Source organism: Lysobacter zhanggongensis (assembly GCF_046638635.1).
GTDB lineage: Bacteria > Pseudomonadota > Gammaproteobacteria > Xanthomonadales > Xanthomonadaceae > Novilysobacter > Novilysobacter luteus.
Genome location: NZ_JBJXHK010000017.1, coordinates 1 through 16383 on the forward strand (window position 1 = coordinate 1; position 16383 = coordinate 16383).

A 16383-nucleotide genomic window follows, 5' to 3' on the forward strand; every position below is an offset into this window, starting at 1 on the left:
GCACCTCGGCCTTGCCGATCGGCAAGGTGTCGAGCCCGGGTCGCAGCGCCACGCCCGGGCCGGTGCCGCGTGGGTACCGCACGGCGGCCGGGCCGGCGTAGCGGAAGCCGGTGGAGAGCATCGTGCGGCACTCATCCTCGTCGGCTGGCGCCATGACCACCATGTTCGGGACGCAGCGCAGGTAGCTGAGGTCGAGGTTGCCGGCGTGGGTGGCGCCGTCGGGCCCGACCACGCCGCCGCGGTCGATCGCGAACAGCACGTCCAGGTTCTGGATCGCGACGTCGTGCACCAGCTGGTCGTAGCCGCGCTGGAGGAAGGTCGAGTAGATCGCCACCACCGGCTTGGCGCCCTCGCAGGCCATGCCAGCCGCAAGCGTCACGGCGTGCTGCTCGGCGATGGCCACGTCGAAATAGCGCTCCGGGTACTCGCGACTGTAGCGGACCAGCCCCGAGCCCTCGCGCATCGCCGGGGTGATGGCGAGCAGTTGCGGGTCGGCGGCGGCCATGTCGCAGAGCCAGTCGCCGAACACGTCGGTATAAGTGGGCTTCTTGGCGCCCGGCTTGCTGACCATGCCCTGGCTGGGGTCGAACGGGCTGACGGCGTGGTAGCCGATCTGGTCGCCTTCGGCGAGCTCGTAGCCCTTGCCCTTGGTGGTGATGATGTGGAGCAGCTGAGGACCCTTGAGGTGCTTGAGGGTCTTCAGCGCGCCCAGCAGTGCCGGCAGGTCGTGGCCATCGATCGGGCCGGTGTAGTGGAAGCCGAGTTCCTCGAAGAACGTCGACGGGACGAACATCCCCTTCCACTGTTCTTCCCAGCGTTTGACGAAGCGCGCCGGCGCGCCGTGCTTGTCGCCGAGCAGCTTCTTGCCGCCCTCGCGTAGTGCGTTGAGCGTGCGGCTACCCGACAGCCGCCCGAGCATCCGGGTGACGCCGCCGACGTTCTCGGAAATCGACATCTGGTTGTCGTTGAGGATCACCAGCAGGTTCGGTTCGACGCCGCCGGGCTCGTCGCCCATGCCGCCGCCGTGCGCCAGTGCTTCGAACGCCATGCCGCCGGTGATCGCACCGTCGCCGATCACGGCGACCACCTTGCGGTCGTCACCGGCGCGCTGCAGTGCGATCGCCATGCCCAGCGCGGCCGAAATGCTCGTGGAGCTGTGGCCGACGCCGAAGGTGTCGTACTCCGATTCCTCCCGCTTGGGGAACGGCGCCACGCCGTCCTTCTGCTTGACCGTGCGGATCGCGTCGCGGCGACCGGTCAGGATCTTGTGCGGGTACGTCTGGTGGCCGACATCCCAGACCAGGCGGTCCACCGGCGTCTCGTACAGCCAGTGCAGCGCAACGGTCAGCTCGATGACGCCCAGTCCGGCGCCGAAGTGCCCGCCCGACTGGGCGACCTGTTCGATCAGGTAGGCGCGCAGCTCGTCGGCGATCGCCGGCAATTCCTCTTCGGGAAACGCGCGAAGCTCGGCCGGGACCGAAATGCGCGACAAGCGCGGGTAGCGTTGGGGATCGATCATCAATACGGCGTCGGACGGCAGTCGCCCATTGTCCCGCCCCACCGGAGGTGGGGCAAGGTTCACCCGGTCGGACCGGCGCCGGGGTTCAGCGGCCGCGCAGGCGGCCGAACAGGCCCGACTTCGGTGCTTCGGGCTCGGGTTCCGGCGGCCGCTCGACATCGGCGAAGCCGGTGGCGAGGCTTGCGTTGACGAAGTCGGTGACGTCGGCTTCCGGCACACCGCTGGCAGCGGCGATTTCCGAGAGCGTCGCCGGCCCCTTCATCATCGCCGTGGCGATGCGGAAATGCTTCGGGTACTCGCGTTCGGTCTGCGGCCACTTGAGCATCTGGTAGCGGGCGTCCGGGTCGAAGCCCGGCATCAGCTTGCCGCCGCCGGCCAGCAACCCGTCCAGCCACAGCAGGCGGGTGAGCGGTTGCGATTCGCCATGCGCCGCGGCCCGGGCGTCCCAGTCGGGCGTCGCGACAAAGTCGGCTGCAGCGAGCGGCCCGGTGACGTGCGCAACCAGTGGCTTGAGTGCTGACGGGCCGTGGTAGCGGCGCGCGTCGGTGTCGATCAGCAGCGTGGTGCCGTCGCGCTCGAGCTGCACCTTGCCCGTGATGCGGCCCGATGCCAGCCATTCGGCCAGGCGCGTGGGTTCAATTTCGACGGCCGGCACGTGCGGCTGCACGGTCGGGGCCGCCGGCACTACCTGGGCGACGGCGACGCTGGCCGGCTCGCGCGGCGCGGCACCGACTTCATCGGTCGCGGCGACCGACGGCGGCTCGGCGTCGGCGGTTGCCACCGAGGGCTGTTCTTCCGGCAACTGATCCTGCGGCTGGGGCGCCGGCGTCAGGCCGGCGGGCGAGGCGGCCACCACGCCGGGCGCCAGCTCAGCCAGCAGTTGCGCCAGCGAGCCGGCGTCGAAGGGCTGCCCGAGGCGGTGGTCGGCCTGGGTGCGCGGTGCCGATGTCAAGCCGATCACGGTCTTGCCGGCCGCATGCAGGCGCAGCCAGCTCATCGGACCGTACATGCTGTCCATGTCGACCACGATGTAGTCGGCCTGGGTCTCGGGCAGCAGCTGCCAGCTACCACCGAGGCGGGCGTTGGCTTCGGTGAACGCTGCTTTCAGCGAGGTTTCCGTGGCCGGATCCATCCCGGTCAGGCCGAAAGTCAGGGACATCGTCGAATCCATTGATACAGGTGACCGGAGTGTTGCGGAGGCGACCGCGAGCGTCAATGCGCGCCCAGCGTCGAAAGCCGGCGCGTGGCGGCACGGTGAGGCGCAATTGGCCGCGGCGGGTCAGTTGACCGAGCGCGCGTGCTTCTTCGGCAGGTGGCTTTTCAGGAATGCCATCTGGTCGGCCAGGATGTTGCGGTTGGAGAGGATCAGGTGTTCGACCCAGCTGGGACGGTAGGGCACCGCCAGCAACGGCATCCCGGCCTGTTGGGGGGTGCGGTTGCCCTTGCGCGAGTTGCAGTGGAAACACGCGGCGACGACGTTCTCCCAGACGTCGCGGCCTCCCTTGGAGACCGGCAGGACGTGGTCGCGGGTCAGTTGTGGCCGGTGGCATTCGCGGCCGCAGTAGAGGCACAAGTGGGCATCACGGGCGAACAGTGCCGTGTTGGTGAGTGCCGGTGTCGGGTCCAGCGCGTGGGCCCGGGCATGGCCGCGCGCGGCGACGATCGGGTGCAGGTCCAGCAGGCTCTGCTCGCCGCTGAGCCGGTTGGTGCCGCCATGGACCTGCAGGCAGGGATCGCCGAGTGTCCAGGCGACCGCATCGCGTGCGTAGAGGCAGGCGGCCTGCTGCCAGTTCATCCAGTCGAGCACGCGCCCGTGGGCGTCCAGTGCGAGCAACCTGACCGAATTGAGGCGTTCGATGCCGCCACGCGGGCCGACCGCGGGGGCTTCCGGTCCGGGCGGGATGTTTCCCGCCGCGGGGCCGGAGTTGACGAGGCGTAGCGGCGCTCTGTCGTTCTCCACGGGGACCGAGCATATACCCGATCCGTTACGGATTGTCTGCCCCTTTGAGGGGGTTAGGGCTCAGCCGTCGAAGTGGTCCGCGTCCAGCGACATGAGCGACCCGGCGCCGCTGCGGATCGCTGCGGCATGCGCGAGCGTGCGAGGCAGCACACGCTCGAAATAGAACCGGGCGGTCTCGCGCTTGCCGGCTTTGAACGCTTCGGGCTGGTCGGACGCCTCGGCGGCGGCCACGCTGCGCGCCCACCAGTAGGCGAGGGTGACGTAGCCCGAATACATCAGGTAGTCGTACGACGCGGCGCCGACCTCCTCCGGGTTGGCCGCGGCCGCCTTGGCAACGGAGACGGTCAGTTCTTCCCACTCGCGCGCCTTGTCAGCCAGCGGGCCGACCAGCCCGGCAACGGCGGGGTTGGCGGACTGCTCGCGGCAGAAGCCGGCGATCATCGCGCCGAATGCCTTGAGGCCGGCGCCCTGCAGCTTGAGGATCTTGCGGCCCACCAGGTCCAGCGCCTGGATGCCGGTGGTGCCCTCATAGAGCGTGGTGATGCGCGCGTCCCGGGCCAGTTGCTCCATGCCGTGCTCGGCGATGTAGCCGTGGCCGCCGAAGCATTGCAGTGCGTGGTAGGTGCACTCGATGCCCCACTCGGTCAGGCAGGCCTTGATGATCGGGGTCATGAACTCGACCAGCGCCTCGGCGCGCTCGCGTTCGCCCGCGTCGCTGGCGCCCTCGGCGGTGTCGACCATCAGGCCGGCGTGGTAGGCCATCACGCGGCCACCCTCGACAAGGGCCTTGCAGGTCAGCAGCATCCGGCGCACGTCCGGGTGGACGATGATCGGGTCCGCCGGCTTCTCCGGCAGCTTCGGCCCCGACAGCGAGCGCGACTGCAGCCGGTCGCGCGAATAGGCGAGGGCGTTCTGCAGCGCGCGCTCGGAAAGCCCCAGTCCCTGCAGGCCGACCGCCAGGCGCGCGGCATTCATCATGGTGAACATGTGTGACATGCCCTTGTGGGGCTGGCCGACGAGGTAGCCCTCGGCGCCGTCGAAGTTCATCACGCACGTCGCCGACCCATGGATGCCCATCTTGTGCTCGAGCGAGCCGCACACCACCGCATTGCGCGCGCCGACGTTGCCTTCCCGGTCCACCTTGAACTTGGGCACCACGAACAGCGAGATGCCGCGGCTTCCCGACGGCGCGTCCGGAAGGCGCGCCAGCACCAGGTGGATGATGTTGGGCGCCATGTCGTGCTCGCCGGCAGTGATGAAGATCTTGGTGCCGGTGATCGCGTAGGTGCCGTCGGGGCCGGGTTCGGCGCGGGTCTTGAGCAGCCCCAGGTCCGTGCCGCAATGCGGCTCGGTCAGGCACATGGTGCCGGTCCAGCGGCCATCGACCAGCGGCTTGAGGAAGACCTCGCGCTGCCAATCTTCGCCGTGCTGGCGCAGCGCCTCGGTGGCGCCATGTCCGAGCAGCGGGAAGTTGCCCCACGCCAGGTTGGCGCTGTCGACCATTTCCTTCTGCACGAATCCGGTCACGTGGGGCAGCCCCTGGCCCCCGAATTCGGCCGGCGCCGTCAGCCCCGGCCACCCGGCGTCGACGTACTGCGCGTAGGCCTCCTTGAACCCGCTCGGCGTGGTGACATCACCGGTGGCCTTGTCGTGGGTGCACCCCTCGCGGTCGCCGACCTCGTTGAGCGGCGCAAGCACCGTCTCGGCGAAGCGGGCGGCTTCCTCGAGCACGGCGTCGACCAGTTCGCGGCCGACTTCGTCATGGCCGAGGGCGGGCAGGGCATGCTCGAGACCGAGCACGTCGTGGAGTGCGAACCGCATGTCCCGCAGGGGAGCCTTGTACTTGCTCATCGATGCCTCACTGGATGTCGTCTGTCGCTCGGTGAGAGCCACCGGGCGGTGGAAAGGTGTCTGTCGGCGCGGTTGCTCAGCGCATCACACCCGGCAATCCGGGGGCCGGGCTCAGGGCACTGCGACGGGTAATGTCCTTGAACACGCGCTGGTTCTCCTCGTCCGGCGTGGCGGTCACCGAACCGTCAAGCGCATAGGACAGGCTGGTGCCCCCGGCCAGCGACTGCGCCACCGCGAACTTCGCGGCAGCCGATGGGACGAAGATGATTTCGGCGACGTCCGCCGATTCGGGACCAACCGTGATGCCGGGTTGGGCGGCGAGGGTGCCGGCGTCGTGCCCATCGACCTCCAGCCCGAGGCTGACGGCGTCGAAGCGCATCGGGATGCTGCTGAAGTTCTCCAGCCGCAGGTCCACCGACCAGTTGCCGTCGGCGCGCACGGTGAGCTGCTGGATGCGGGCCGAAGGGTCGGACACCCGGCGCACCGGACCGCTTGCACAGGCGCCAACCAGCGCGACCACCAGTACCGCCGCGATCCAACGTCCCCAGGTCCTGCCCGCCATGCCGCACGCTCCCGTCGAGTGGAAGCCCGAGGATACTACGGCGAATGGTGCGCGATGCCCTGGCCCCAAAAACAGAAAACCCCGCTCGGCGGATGCCTTGCAGGGCTTGCGTTCGTGCCACCAGATAAATGGTGGCCGGGGAGGGAATCGAACCCCCGACACGGGGATTTTCAATCCCCTGCTCTACCAACTGAGCTACCCGGCCACTACACGGTCGGGCCGTGCGAGGAGCGGCATGATACGGGTGCGCGGGGGGAACTGGCAAGCTGCTGGACGCTGAATCACGTGCACCGCAACGTCGCCGTCGTGTTGCCGCCCAGCGCATCATGGGGACCACACCACCGTCCACCCAACGGGAGTGAGTCATGACGATCCAAACCGTCGGCGCTGCGCTGCGCCCATCTCCGCTTCTGGCAACCGTCGTACTGGCAATCATGATGCTGGCCGGTTGCGCCTCCGGGCCGACGCTGTCGGAGACACAGCGGCACCAGCTCTACCTCGACCATGCCGGCGAGCCGGTCAACAAGTTCAACTACCACGGCACGCTGCACAGCTGGGAGCCGGTGGGCGACGATGCGCTCCTCGTGTGGACCCGGCCGAGCGAGGCCTACCTGCTGCGGCTTGCTAGCGCCTGCCCGCGACTGGACGTGGGGCGCGCGATCTCGCTGAGCGACCAGACCGGGAGCGTGTTCGCCGGGCTCGACAACGTCGTGGTGCTGGACCAGAGCACCCGGATCCCGTGCCGGATCCAGACGATCCAACCGGTCGACGTCGCGGCGCTGAGGCGGGCGGAAGACGCGACCCGGGCCGGGCTTCAGGACTCCGGCGGCACGTAGCCGGCCGGCTTCTCGGCGTCGCCGCCGAACAGGAACTTGATCATCTCGGCTTCGAGGAACTCGCGGTGCGCGGGGTTCATCGGTGACAGGCGGTTCTCGTTGATCAGCATGGTCTGGTGCGCGAGCCATGCCGACCATGCGCCCTTGCCGATGTGTGCGTAGACGCGCTTGCCGGCAGGACCGGGCCAGGGTGCGAAATCGAGGCCCTCGGTTTCGCGTTTCTCGTATTCGCAATAGACGGCGCGGGGCATGGCGGACCTCGAAAGTGGGGTGGAATCAGGCGCCGGCTTCGAGCAGGCGGCGAATGGGCGCGGGGATGCCAAGCGCGCCCAGTTGTGCCCGCGCGACCCAGCGCAGGTCGCCATTGTCGCGGACCTGCGGGTGCAGGGCGACATCGCGCCAATAGCGCGGCAGCAGTTCCAGCTTGAAATGGCTGAAGACGTGGGAGATCGGTGGTTTGCCGATGCCGCGCGCGAAGTCGCCGTCGCAGTGATGTTTGAACCAGGCGCGGGCAGCGACTTCGTCGTCGGCTTGCGGCAGCGTCCAGAGTGACGACCAGATGCCGGTCGGCGGGCGCTGCTGCAGCAACACGCGGCCGTCGGCGTCCTCCAGCCACAGCACGCAGGCATGACGTTGCGGCAGCGGCTTGCCGGGTTTTGAGGTGGGCAGCTCCGCCGTGCGCCCCTCGATGCGTGCGATGCATTCGGCCTGCAGCGGGCACAGCACGCAGGCCGGCGCGGTGCGCGTGCACAGGGTGGCACCGAGGTCCATCTGAGCCTGCGTGTAGTCGGCCAGACGCGTGTCAGGCAGGTGGGTTTCGGCGAACGCCCACAACGATCGTTCGACCGCCGGCGCCCCCGGCCAGCCGGCGACGCCGTGGTAGCGCGCGAGCACCCGCTTGACGTTGCCGTCGAGGATGGCGTGCCGGTCGCCCCAGGCCTGCGCGAGGATCGCCGCCGCGGTGCTGCGGCCGATGCCCGGCAGCGCGACCAGCGCGTCGATGTCGCGCGGCAGCTCGCCGTCGTGCAGTGCCATGCAATGCCGGGCGGCGGCGTGCAGGTTGCGGGCGCGGGCGTAGTAGCCCAGGCCCGACCAGAGCGCCAGCACCTGTTCGAGCTCGGCTTCGGCCAGCGCCGGCAGGTCCGGCAGGGCGGCGACAAAGCGTTCGAAGTACGGAGCGGCGGTCCGGACCTGGGTCTGCTGCAACATGATTTCCGACAGCCAGACCCGGTACGGCGTGCGCGGGTGCTGCCATGGCAGGTCGTGGCGGCCGCTGTGGTCGAACCAGGCGAGCAGCCGTGTCGAGAAGCCGCGTGCGCTGCCGTCGACGACCACGGCTTCCGGCGGCGGGTCCGGTTCCGGGTGCGGGAGTGCGGGTGAGTCAGTCATCGACCGGTGCGTCACGGAACTCGATCTCGACGCCGTGCAGCGTCGCTCCGGGGATCTCCAGGGTCGGCGTCGCGAAGGAACCGTCGAGCGGCGGAAGCGGGTTCCCGCTGTCGAGCTGGCTGCTCCACGCGAGCACGTCCGGCAAGTGGAACCGCGCATCAAACGTGCTTGCGCCGCGCAACAACCGCAGGCGGGTCGGTCCGGACAGGTTGGCTGGTCCGGTGTGGTCGAGCGCGAACGCCAGCGGTGCGTCAGATGCGTCGAGCGGAGCCGGCAGCGACGGCCACGCGTCCGGCCAGCGGGCGAGGGTGCCTTCGAGATTCCACGTCATTCCGTCCTGCCATTCGAAGCGGCCAGCAGCGTCCATGCGCGGCACCAGCCCGGCGCCCCGCAACGCGACCCCGAGCGGATCGATCAAGAACACGCCGTCGAGGTAGCGCAGCGGTCCGGCCAGCCCCAAATAGAACGCAAGCTCGCGGTCCGCGGACAGGTGCCGGGCGCTGGCACCCAGCAGGAAACGATCAAGGCCGATCCCGTCGTCACCCTCGTGCAGCCGGCCGGAGAACGTCGGGCGCATTGGCATCCGCCACTCGGGGGTGACCACGGTGGCGATGCCCGACGCGCCTAGCGAAGCGGCCATCGACACTTCGGTCAGCGAGACCTGCAGGTCGAAGGGCATCGTGGTCCCGCCGTTGCGGAAGCGGCCGGCCACGCGTCCGGCGACCGCGCGGTCGGGGTGCAGGGACGGCATCGAAATCGCGATACGGTCGACCGACCAGCCGGCGCCGATGACCTCGCCGCGTACGACATGCAGGCCACCGGTCAGGGTCGGGATGCGCACCTCGCCTGAAGGCGGGCGGCTGGCGCGCCATCGCTGCAATGCACCCAGGTCGAGCCGAGGAGCATCCAGCTCGACGCGTTCGACCGTCAGGTCCGCGCCGCGGCTGCGCAGCGTCGACCATGGCAGCGACAGGTACACGCGCCCGGCGCGCAGGACCGGCTCCGCAGCGCCCGGCTGGCGCGCGACCAGGTCGCGCACCACCAGGGTCGGCGTACCTCGCAGGCTGTACTCGCTTACTCCGCCGGCGGTGATCTCGAGCCCGAGCGCGGCGCCGGCGCGGTCAAGGATCAGCCCCGCGACACGCGGCGGCTGGGCGAGCCATGCGACGGCAAGCACGAGCAGCACCAGGGCCGCTGCAAGCGCGAGCCAAAGCCGCCGTCCCCGGCCGGCCGGCGGGCTGCGCGGTGCCGGTGCGGTATCCACCCGCCGGCCCGGCTAGGCGCCGAGCGTCTCCGGCAGCAGCGCGTCGACGAAGGCCTCGGCGTCGAACACGCGCAGGTCCTCGGGCCGCTCGCCAATGCCGGCAAACCGGATCGGGATGCCGAACTCGCGCGCCAGCGCGAACACGACGCCGCCCTTGGCGGTGCCGTCGAGCTTGGTAACGACCAGCCCGGTTACGCCGACGGCGGCGTGGAACTGGCGCAGTTGCGACAGCGCGTTCTGGCCGGTGGTGCCGTCTATCACCATCAGCACCTCCTGCGGCGCGTCAGGATCGATCTTCTGCAGCACGCGCTTGATCTTGCCCAGCTCGGCCATCAACCCCTGCTGGGTGTGCAGGCGGCCCGCGGTGTCGGCGATCAGTACCTCGATGTTGCGTGCGGTCGCCGCCTGCAGGGCGTCGAACGCCACCGATGCCGCGTCGGCGTTCTGTCCCTGCGCGATGACGGCCACGCCGTTGCGTTCGCCCCAGGCCTGCAGCTGCGCCACCGCGGCGGCGCGGAAAGTGTCGCCCGCCGCGAGCATCAACGGCCGGCCCTCGTCCTTGAAGCGCTTGGCCAGCTTGCCGATCGTGGTGGTCTTGCCGACGCCATTGACGCCGACGGTGAGCAGCACGAACGGCTTGTCCGCGCGCTCGATCCGCAGCGGGACGGCCACCGGCCGGAGCAGGGCGAGCAGTTGTTCGCGCAGCGCCAGCAGCAGCGCGTGTGCGTCGATGAACTCGCGCGCGTTCATGCGCTTGCGCAGCGCAGCCACCAGCTCGGTGGTCGCGGCGACCCCGACGTCGGCCGTGATCAGCGCCGTCTCGATCTGGTCGAGCAGGTCCTCGTCGAGTTTTGGGTTGGTGTAGAACAGCCCGCCGAAACTGCGGGCGAACGCGCTGCCGCGCAGGCGGTCGCGCCAGCCGCGCTTGCCGGCCGGCGCCGCGACGGCCGTGGCCGGTACGCCGGGAATATCGGCGGGGGGCTCGGCGACGGGTGTGGGTTTGGATGGCGGCGGTTCCGCAACCACCGCGACGGGAGCCGCAACGGGTTCGGTGACTGGCCCGGCTGCACGTTCGGCCGCCGCTTTGGTTGCGGCGGAACCGGCAGGCAACGCGTGCGCCTCGGGCGCAGCGGCCGGCGCAGGTTCGGTAGCGGGCTGAGCTTCGACCACGTCCCGGACCGGAGCGGGTGGCGGGACGTCCGCCGGCGGCGGGATCGGCCGCTGGACCGGGGCAGGGACGGCCCCGCCAGCAGGCGCCGTCGGGAATGCGGCGGCCAGTTCCTCGGCGCTGTAGCGCCGTGCCGATTCGCTGCCGGAAGGCGTTTCGGGCTTCTTGCGGCGGAAAAAGCTGACCATCGAGTGGCGGCCCGGGACATGTTGGACAATGACCCTACATGCTAGCACCGGCCTGGAATCCATCCCGATGAAAAAACCCCAGCGAAAGCCCGGCGACGGGGCCAACCGTGCCACGCCCGGGCAGGTGCGCGTCATCGGCGGTCGCTGGCGTGGCACCAAGTTGCCGGTGGCCGATATCGAAGGGCTGCGCCCGACGTCCGACCGGGTCCGCGAGACGCTGTTCAACTGGCTTGTCGCCGCCGTCCCCGGCGCCCGCGTGCTCGACCTGTTCGCTGGCAGCGGTGCGCTCGGGCTGGAGGCGCTGTCGCGCGGCGCCGGGTCCGCGGTCCTGGTCGAGCGCGACGGCACCCAGGCGCGCACGCTGCTGGAGGCCACCCGGCGCCTGCCGGGAGGCGAGGCCGCCACCGTGGTGCAGGCTGATGCGGTCGCCTGGCTGGCGGGGCAGCCGCGCCATGGCTTCGACATCGCGTTCGTCGACCCGCCGTTCGCCGCCGATGCCTGGGACGCCGTACTGGCGGCGCTGGTGCCGGTGGTCACCGCCGATGGCTGGCTCTACGTCGAGGCGCCGGCCGACGCCCGCGTGGCGATCCCGGCCGGCTGGGGCCTGCATCGGGAAGGGCGCACGCGCGAGGTCCGCTACGCCCTCTACCGGCGGCTTGCGGCGCCCGGCGGCGACGCCGCTGATACACTGCACGGCGACGCGGCAGCCCCGGATGGCCGCCCCACACAAGTCGCCGACGAATGACCCTGGCTTCCAAACGAATCGCCGTCTATCCCGGCACCTTCGACCCCATCACCAATGGCCATATCGACCTGGTCGATCGCGCCGCGCAGCTGTTCGACCGGCTGATCATCGGCGTCGCCGAGAGTCCCGCCAAGCGCCCAGCGCTGCCGCTGGAACTGCGCGTGGAACTGGCCCGTGAGGCGGTCGGCCACCATCCGCACGTCGAGGTGCGCGGGTTCGATTCGCTGCTGGCCCACTTCGTCTCAGACGTCGGCGCCGGCGTGCTGATGCGTGGCCTGCGTGCCGTCTCGGATTTCGAGTACGAGTTCCAGCTGGCCAGCATGAACCGCCACCTGATCCCGGAGGTCGAGACGCTGTTCCTCACCCCGGCCGAGCAGTACGGATTCATCTCGTCGTCGCTGGTGCGCGAGATTTCCCGCCTCGGCGGGGATGTGTCCGGTTTCGTCCCGCCCGCGGTGGCCGATGCGTTGCAGGCACAGTGGCGGCGCACCCAGCCGTGAGTGTTCCGCTTTCCCGGTACTGAACACGTTCGATCCATCCCGTTCTTTGACCCACCCAGTTTTTCGACCCAACCAGGGGATCACCGATGAAGACCACCACCCGCCTTTTGCTGCTTGCCCTCCTGTCGCTGCCCGTGCTGGCCGCCTGCCAGAAGGACGAGGCTTCCACCGAGACCGTCGCCGAGGCCAAGCCGGCCGTCGAGCGCCCGGCCGACAACAATGACGAGCAGGCGTGGGGCGTCTACCTGTCCGACGTCGTCACCCGCAACATGGGCGACATCAACAACAACCCGTACCTGTACTACCTGCCGTCGTCGGAGTCCGAAGGCTTCGAGGGCGCCCGCGAGCGCCTGGCCGAGGACATCGAGATCGCGATGCAACGCGGCATCGTCGAGGGCAACCTGGTCGCGTTCGGTTCGCCGGAGTCGGCGATGATGGCCGACATCGTGGTCGGCGCATTCGGCAAGGTGGACCCGGGTTCGATGAAGGGCGTCAAGCTGCTCTTCATCGGCGATGCCGCCGACAACGACCGGGTGCGCGCCGCGGTCGAGCCGGCCGGCGTGAACTACCAGTTCGTCGAGGCCAAGTGATGCACGGGTCCGCGCCTGCCACCCGGTGGGCGCGGACCTGCTGCCGCCTCGTCCCCCATGTCCCTCAAGATCAATGAGCTCTGCGTCAATTGCGACGTCTGTGAACCGGCCTGTCCGAACCAGGCGATCACGCAGGGCGAAACCATCTACGTGATCGACCCTGCCCGGTGCACCGAATGCGTCGGGCATTTCGACGAGCCACAATGCGTGGTCGTCTGTCCGGTCGAGTGCATCGACCCCGACCCGGACATCCCCGAATCGCACGAGCAACTGCTGGCCAAGCTGCTTCGCCTGCAACAGGGCCCGTGACAACCAGGAGCGAGCGATGCACAAGGCACTGCGACCGGTACTGACCGCCGGCTTCCTCGTCGGCCTGCTGGCCGGATGCGCGGCCACCACGCCGGCACGCGCCGAAGCGCCGACTGCTGCCGCGCCCACGCCTCCGGGCGCCGCGATCGCCAGCGCCCATTCGCTCGCCACCGAAGCCGGCATGGAGATGATCCGCGCGGGCGGCAACGCCTTCGATGCGGCGGTGGCGGTGTCGTCCACGCTGTCGGTGGTCGAGCCGATCAGCTCCGGGCTGGGCGGCGGTGGATTCTTCCTGCTGCACGATGCCGCCAGCGGGCGCGACGTATTCGTCGATGCACGCGAGACCGCGCCGGCGTCGGCAACGCCGGCCGCCTTCCTGGACGAGGACGGCGAACTGGACCGCGACCGCGCCACCAACGGTCCGTGGTCGGCCGGCATCCCCGGCCTGCCGGCGGCACTGGTGCACGTTGCGCGCGAGTACGGCGAGCTGCCGCTGTCTACCACCCTGGCGCCGGCAATCCGGATCGCGCGCGAGGGCTTTCCGGTCTACGAGCGGCTCGAGCGCGGCTATGCGCGCCGCAGCCAGGTGATGGAGCGCTACCGCGGCACGCGCGAGGTGTTCCTGGCCGATGGCGACCCGCCGCAGGTGGGCGAGGTGCTGCGCCAGCCGGACCTGGCCCGTACGCTCGAGCTGATGGCGCGGGACGGGGCCGACGGGTTCTACCGGGGTGAGGTCGGCCAGGCGTTGCTCGCCTCGGTGGCCGAGGAGGGTGGCCGCTGGACCGCCGGGGAACTGGCCGGTTACGAGGTCCGCGAGCGCGAGCCGATCGAGTTCGAGTACCGCGGCTGGCACGTGGTCACCGCGCCGCCGCCGTCATCGGGTGGGGTCGCGCTGGCGCAGATGCTGCAGATCCTGAGCGGCTGGGACCTGGCCGCAATGGAGGAGCCCGATCGCATCCATCTGGTCGTCGAGGCAATGCGCCGCGCCTACCGCGACCGGACGATCTACCTGGGCGACCCGGACTTCGTCGATATGCCGCTGGCGCTGCTGACCGACCCGGCCTACGCCGCCGGCCTGCGTGCCACCATCCACCCCGACCGGGCCACCCCGAGTGACCTGCTGTCCGGCCAGCCGGTGCCGCTCGAGGACGACGAGACCACCCATTTCTCAATCATCGACGGCGACGGCAACCGGGTGTCGGCCACCCAGACCGTCAACCTGCTGTACGGCTCGGGCCTGGTTGCACCGGGTACCGGCGTGCTGCTCAACAACGAGATGGACGATTTCGCGCTCAAGCCCGGTACGCCCAATGCGTTCGGTGTGATGGGGTTCGAGGCGAACGCGGTGGAGCCGGGCAAGCGCATGTTGAGCTCGATGACGCCGAGCATCATCGAGTCCGACGACAAGGTCGCGATCCTCGGCGCGCCGGGCGGCAGCCGGATCATCACCGAGGTGCTGGTCGGGATCCTCGGCTACGACGCGGGGCTGGATGCGCAACAGGTCGCGGCGCTGCCGCGCTACCACCACCAGTGGATGCCGGACGTGGTCTCGGCCGAGCCCGATGCGCTGTCGCCCGGTACGGTCAAGGCGCTCGAGGCGATGGGGCATACCGTCAACGCGGGCGAGGACACCTGGGGCAACCTGCAGACCGTTGCCTGGGACAAGCGCACCGGTGAGCTGAGCGGTGGTACCGATCCGCGCAACCCGGTCGGCAAGGCCGACGTGTTGCCGGAGCCCGCCAGCTCGCCCTGAGGCGATCTTCCGGTTTCATTGGCTGGCCCGATCGCCGATCATGCAGGGGTTGCAGCAGCGGCTGCGGGTCAACGGGAGTCGGCGATGAAACTCTGGTCGCTCATGGGCAACAGCCAGAAGCTCGACGGCGGGGCGATGTTCGGCAATGCGCCGCGCGCGATGTGGAGCCGGTGGGCGGCGCCTGACGATGCCAACCGCATCGCGCTGGCCTGCCGCGCGTTGCTGGCCACGCCGCTCGCCGGCAGGACGGTGCTGTTCGAAGCGGGCATCGGCGCATTCTTCGAGCCAAAGCTGCGCGAGCGGTATGGCGTCGTCGAGGACCGCCACGTGCTGCTCGAATCGCTGGCCGACGCCGGTTTCGCGCCCGAGGACATCGACGTGGTCGTGCTGTCGCACCTGCACTTCGACCATGCCGGCGGGCTGCTCGCGCCATACCGGGAAGGCGAGCCGCCGCGGCTGGTGTTTCCGAACGCCAGCTACTTGGTCGGGCGTGAGCACTGGCAACGGGCGGTCGCGCCGCACGCGCGCGACCGCGCCAGCTTCATCCCCGAGCTGCCGGGGTTGCTGGAGGCCACCGGCCGGCTCGAGCTGGTCGACGACGAGTACTCCGGAACGCTCGGCCAGACCGTGCGTTTCCACTTCAGCGACGGCCATACGCCGGGCCTGATGCTGGCGGAGATCGTCGGGCCGGAGCGGGTCGACGGACAGGCCCATGGCGGCGTGGTGTTCTGCGCGGACCTGATCCCGGGCCGCCCGTGGGTACACGTGCCGATCACGATGGGCTACGACCGCAACGCCGAGCTGCTGATCGACGAGAAACAGGCGTTCCTGGCCGACAAGCTCGCCCGAAATGTCCATCTGTTCTTCACCCATGACCCGGAGTGCGCGCTGGCCGGCGTGACCCGTGACGAACGTGGGCGGTATGCCACCGAGCATGAAGTCACGGAGCTGCGGGCGAGGTCGCTGGCTGCATGAAGCGGATCGCGGTGGTCACGGCGGGCATGCTCGCGGCGTGGCTGCTGGCGTCGGGTGCGGGTTCCGCGCAGGTGCCCGGCACTGCCGCGCCCGAGGGCGTGCTGTCCCCCGGCGGCGAACTGGTGGACCGCGAGTTCGGTGTCGGCACGCATCGCTTCGGGCTCGATCGTCGGGTCGAGATGTACCAGTGGCTGCGTACCGGCCATGACCGATACGAGCAGGCCTGGAAAGCGGCGCTGGTCGACTCGTCGGACTTCGCCCCCGGCCACGAGAACCCGCCGTCGATCCCGCTGGAAAGCCGGCGCGTGTGGGCGCAGGAGGCGACCTTGGACGGCAGGCCGATCGACGTGACCGTGTTGAAGGTGCTGGGCCGCTGGCAGGACTTCCGGCCGAACTTCTCGCGCCTGCCGGGGAATCTGTCCGCCACGTTCCAGCCCGATGGGGACGGCCTGACCAGTTCGGAGAACCCGCTTGATCCGCAGGTCGGCGACCTGCGGGTGACCTGGCGCGAACTGGCGCTGCCGCCGCTGGCCGGACGGGTGAAGCTCGTCGACGGGGTATGGCAGCTGGCCCCGCGCGCGACGCCTAGCTCGGCCTCGCCAGTGTCGGCCGGTACCGCGCTGCCGGTCGCGCCGGTCCCGAGCGATGACGAGCGACCCCTGTGGCCGTGGTTGCTGGGTGGCGTTGCGGTGTTGCTCGCGGTGACCGGCTGGCTGACTCGCCGACGGCGGTAGACGCACGCGGGACCGCCGGGACCCAGGCCCGGCGGCGGCG

General features: G+C 70.0%; 17 protein-coding genes and 1 tRNA gene. 8 read left to right on the plus strand and 10 right to left on the minus strand.

All coding sequences use genetic code 11. The features are described 5' to 3' along the window. The 6 genes from dxs to ACKVMH_RS04745 all read right to left on the minus strand — a co-directional run. Positions 1-1519 (minus strand): 1-deoxy-D-xylulose-5-phosphate synthase (gene dxs, locus ACKVMH_RS04720; protein ID WP_412699438.1); only part of this gene is annotated, 1519 nt, incomplete at its 3' end. Between the two features lie 85 nt (positions 1520-1604). Continuing rightward, positions 1605-2678 carry a hypothetical protein gene (locus ACKVMH_RS04725; protein WP_412699439.1) on the minus strand — a complete coding sequence of 358 codons (1074 nt, stop codon included), beginning with the start codon at positions 2676-2678 and terminating at the stop codon, positions 1605-1607. 120 nt (positions 2679-2798) lie between these two features. Further along, positions 2799-3479 carry an HNH endonuclease gene (locus ACKVMH_RS04730; protein WP_412699440.1) on the minus strand — a complete coding sequence of 227 codons (681 nt, stop codon included), beginning with the start codon at positions 3477-3479 and terminating at the stop codon, positions 2799-2801. 60 nt (positions 3480-3539) lie between these two features. Then, the gene (locus tag ACKVMH_RS04735; protein ID WP_412699441.1) at positions 3540-5330 is read right to left on the minus strand and encodes an acyl-CoA dehydrogenase C-terminal domain-containing protein; all 1791 of its coding nucleotides are present in this window, start codon (positions 5328-5330) and stop codon (positions 3540-3542) included. A gap of 76 nt (positions 5331-5406) precedes the next feature. Continuing rightward, on the minus strand, positions 5407-5892 hold the full coding sequence (locus tag ACKVMH_RS04740; RefSeq protein ID WP_412699442.1) for a hypothetical protein: 486 nt from the start codon (positions 5890-5892) through the stop codon (positions 5407-5409). A gap of 129 nt (positions 5893-6021) precedes the next feature. Beyond that, positions 6022-6097 (minus strand) — tRNA-Phe (locus ACKVMH_RS04745). A gap of 160 nt (positions 6098-6257) precedes the next feature. Here ACKVMH_RS04745 and ACKVMH_RS04750 point away from each other — a divergent pair. Further along, positions 6258-6728, plus strand: a complete 471-nt coding sequence (locus tag ACKVMH_RS04750; protein ID WP_412699443.1) for a DUF6491 family protein — start codon at positions 6258-6260, stop codon at positions 6726-6728. Here ACKVMH_RS04750 and ACKVMH_RS04755 read toward each other — a convergent pair. From ACKVMH_RS04755 to ftsY, 4 genes are all read right to left on the minus strand, one after another. Beyond that, positions 6707-6979: an oxidative damage protection protein gene (locus ACKVMH_RS04755; RefSeq protein ID WP_412699444.1), complete on the minus strand. Its 273-nt coding sequence runs from the start codon at positions 6977-6979 to the stop codon at positions 6707-6709. The two genes, ACKVMH_RS04750 and ACKVMH_RS04755, sit on opposite strands and share 22 nt — an antisense overlap. Before the next feature lie 25 nt (positions 6980-7004). After that, entirely contained in the window at positions 7005-8117 is a 1113-nt protein-coding gene (gene mutY, locus ACKVMH_RS04760) for an A/G-specific adenine glycosylase (RefSeq protein WP_412699445.1), read from the minus strand. Beyond that, the gene (locus ACKVMH_RS04765; protein WP_412699446.1) at positions 8110-9294 is read right to left on the minus strand and encodes an AsmA family protein; all 1185 of its coding nucleotides are present in this window, start codon (positions 9292-9294) and stop codon (positions 8110-8112) included. Before ACKVMH_RS04765 ends, mutY begins: the two co-directional genes overlap by 8 nt. Before the next feature lie 99 nt (positions 9295-9393). Further along, the gene (gene ftsY / locus ACKVMH_RS04770; RefSeq protein ID WP_412699447.1) at positions 9394-10737 is read right to left on the minus strand and encodes a signal recognition particle-docking protein FtsY; all 1344 of its coding nucleotides are present in this window, start codon (positions 10735-10737) and stop codon (positions 9394-9396) included. Between the two features lie 67 nt (positions 10738-10804). Between ftsY and rsmD the strand changes: the two genes are divergently transcribed. From rsmD to ACKVMH_RS04805, 7 genes are all read left to right on the plus strand, one after another. Next, positions 10805-11482 carry a 16S rRNA (guanine(966)-N(2))-methyltransferase RsmD gene (gene rsmD, locus ACKVMH_RS04775; protein ID WP_412699448.1) on the plus strand — a complete coding sequence of 226 codons (678 nt, stop codon included), beginning with the start codon at positions 10805-10807 and terminating at the stop codon, positions 11480-11482. Continuing rightward, positions 11479-11982 (plus strand): pantetheine-phosphate adenylyltransferase, encoded by a 504-nt coding sequence (coaD, locus tag ACKVMH_RS04780; RefSeq protein WP_215219873.1) that lies wholly within the window; start codon positions 11479-11481, stop codon positions 11980-11982. The genes rsmD and coaD overlap by 4 nt, the downstream gene beginning before the upstream one ends. Positions 11983-12068: 86 nt before the next feature. Then, a complete protein-coding gene (locus tag ACKVMH_RS04785; protein WP_215219874.1) occupies positions 12069-12572 on the plus strand; it encodes a hypothetical protein in 504 nt (167 codons plus the stop codon). Positions 12573-12629: 57 nt separating this feature from the next. Beyond that, positions 12630-12881 (plus strand): YfhL family 4Fe-4S dicluster ferredoxin, encoded by a 252-nt coding sequence (locus ACKVMH_RS04790; protein WP_215219875.1) that lies wholly within the window; start codon positions 12630-12632, stop codon positions 12879-12881. Between the two features lie 16 nt (positions 12882-12897). Further along, positions 12898-14634 carry a gamma-glutamyltransferase gene (ggt, locus tag ACKVMH_RS04795; RefSeq protein WP_412699449.1) on the plus strand — a complete coding sequence of 579 codons (1737 nt, stop codon included), beginning with the start codon at positions 12898-12900 and terminating at the stop codon, positions 14632-14634. An 84-nt stretch (positions 14635-14718) separates the two neighbouring features. Then, the gene (locus ACKVMH_RS04800; protein WP_215219877.1) at positions 14719-15609 is read left to right on the plus strand and encodes an MBL fold metallo-hydrolase; all 891 of its coding nucleotides are present in this window, start codon (positions 14719-14721) and stop codon (positions 15607-15609) included. Further along, the gene (locus ACKVMH_RS04805; protein WP_412699450.1) at positions 15606-16343 is read left to right on the plus strand and encodes a TMEM43 family protein; all 738 of its coding nucleotides are present in this window, start codon (positions 15606-15608) and stop codon (positions 16341-16343) included. Before ACKVMH_RS04800 ends, ACKVMH_RS04805 begins: the two co-directional genes overlap by 4 nt. Positions 16344-16383 lie beyond the last annotated feature (40 nt).

Excerpts from the sequence above, each read along its gene's own strand:
- ACKVMH_RS04755 (WP_412699444.1), bottom strand. The coding sequence starts at position 6,979 with ATGCCCCGCGCCGTCTATTGCGAATACGAGAAACGCGAAACCGAGGGC.
- ACKVMH_RS04740 (WP_412699442.1), bottom strand. The coding sequence starts at position 5,892 with ATGGCGGGCAGGACCTGGGGACGTTGGATCGCGGCGGTACTGGTGGTC.
- ACKVMH_RS04805 (WP_412699450.1), top strand. The coding sequence starts at position 15,606 with ATGAAGCGGATCGCGGTGGTCACGGCGGGCATGCTCGCGGCGTGGCTG.
- ACKVMH_RS04750 (WP_412699443.1), top strand. The coding sequence starts at position 6,258 with ATGACGATCCAAACCGTCGGCGCTGCGCTGCGCCCATCTCCGCTTCTG.
- ggt (WP_412699449.1), top strand. The coding sequence starts at position 12,898 with ATGCACAAGGCACTGCGACCGGTACTGACCGCCGGCTTCCTCGTCGGC.
- ACKVMH_RS04800 (WP_215219877.1), top strand. The coding sequence starts at position 14,719 with ATGAAACTCTGGTCGCTCATGGGCAACAGCCAGAAGCTCGACGGCGGG.
- ACKVMH_RS04790 (WP_215219875.1), top strand. The coding sequence starts at position 12,630 with ATGTCCCTCAAGATCAATGAGCTCTGCGTCAATTGCGACGTCTGTGAA.
- ACKVMH_RS04725 (WP_412699439.1), bottom strand. The coding sequence starts at position 2,678 with ATGTCCCTGACTTTCGGCCTGACCGGGATGGATCCGGCCACGGAAACC.
- coaD (WP_215219873.1), top strand. The coding sequence starts at position 11,479 with ATGACCCTGGCTTCCAAACGAATCGCCGTCTATCCCGGCACCTTCGAC.
- ACKVMH_RS04785 (WP_215219874.1), top strand. The coding sequence starts at position 12,069 with ATGAAGACCACCACCCGCCTTTTGCTGCTTGCCCTCCTGTCGCTGCCC.
- ftsY (WP_412699447.1), bottom strand. The coding sequence starts at position 10,737 with ATGGTCAGCTTTTTCCGCCGCAAGAAGCCCGAAACGCCTTCCGGCAGC.
- rsmD (WP_412699448.1), top strand. The coding sequence starts at position 10,805 with ATGAAAAAACCCCAGCGAAAGCCCGGCGACGGGGCCAACCGTGCCACG.
- mutY (WP_412699445.1), bottom strand. The coding sequence starts at position 8,117 with ATGACTGACTCACCCGCACTCCCGCACCCGGAACCGGACCCGCCGCCG.
- ACKVMH_RS04735 (WP_412699441.1), bottom strand. The coding sequence starts at position 5,330 with ATGAGCAAGTACAAGGCTCCCCTGCGGGACATGCGGTTCGCACTCCAC.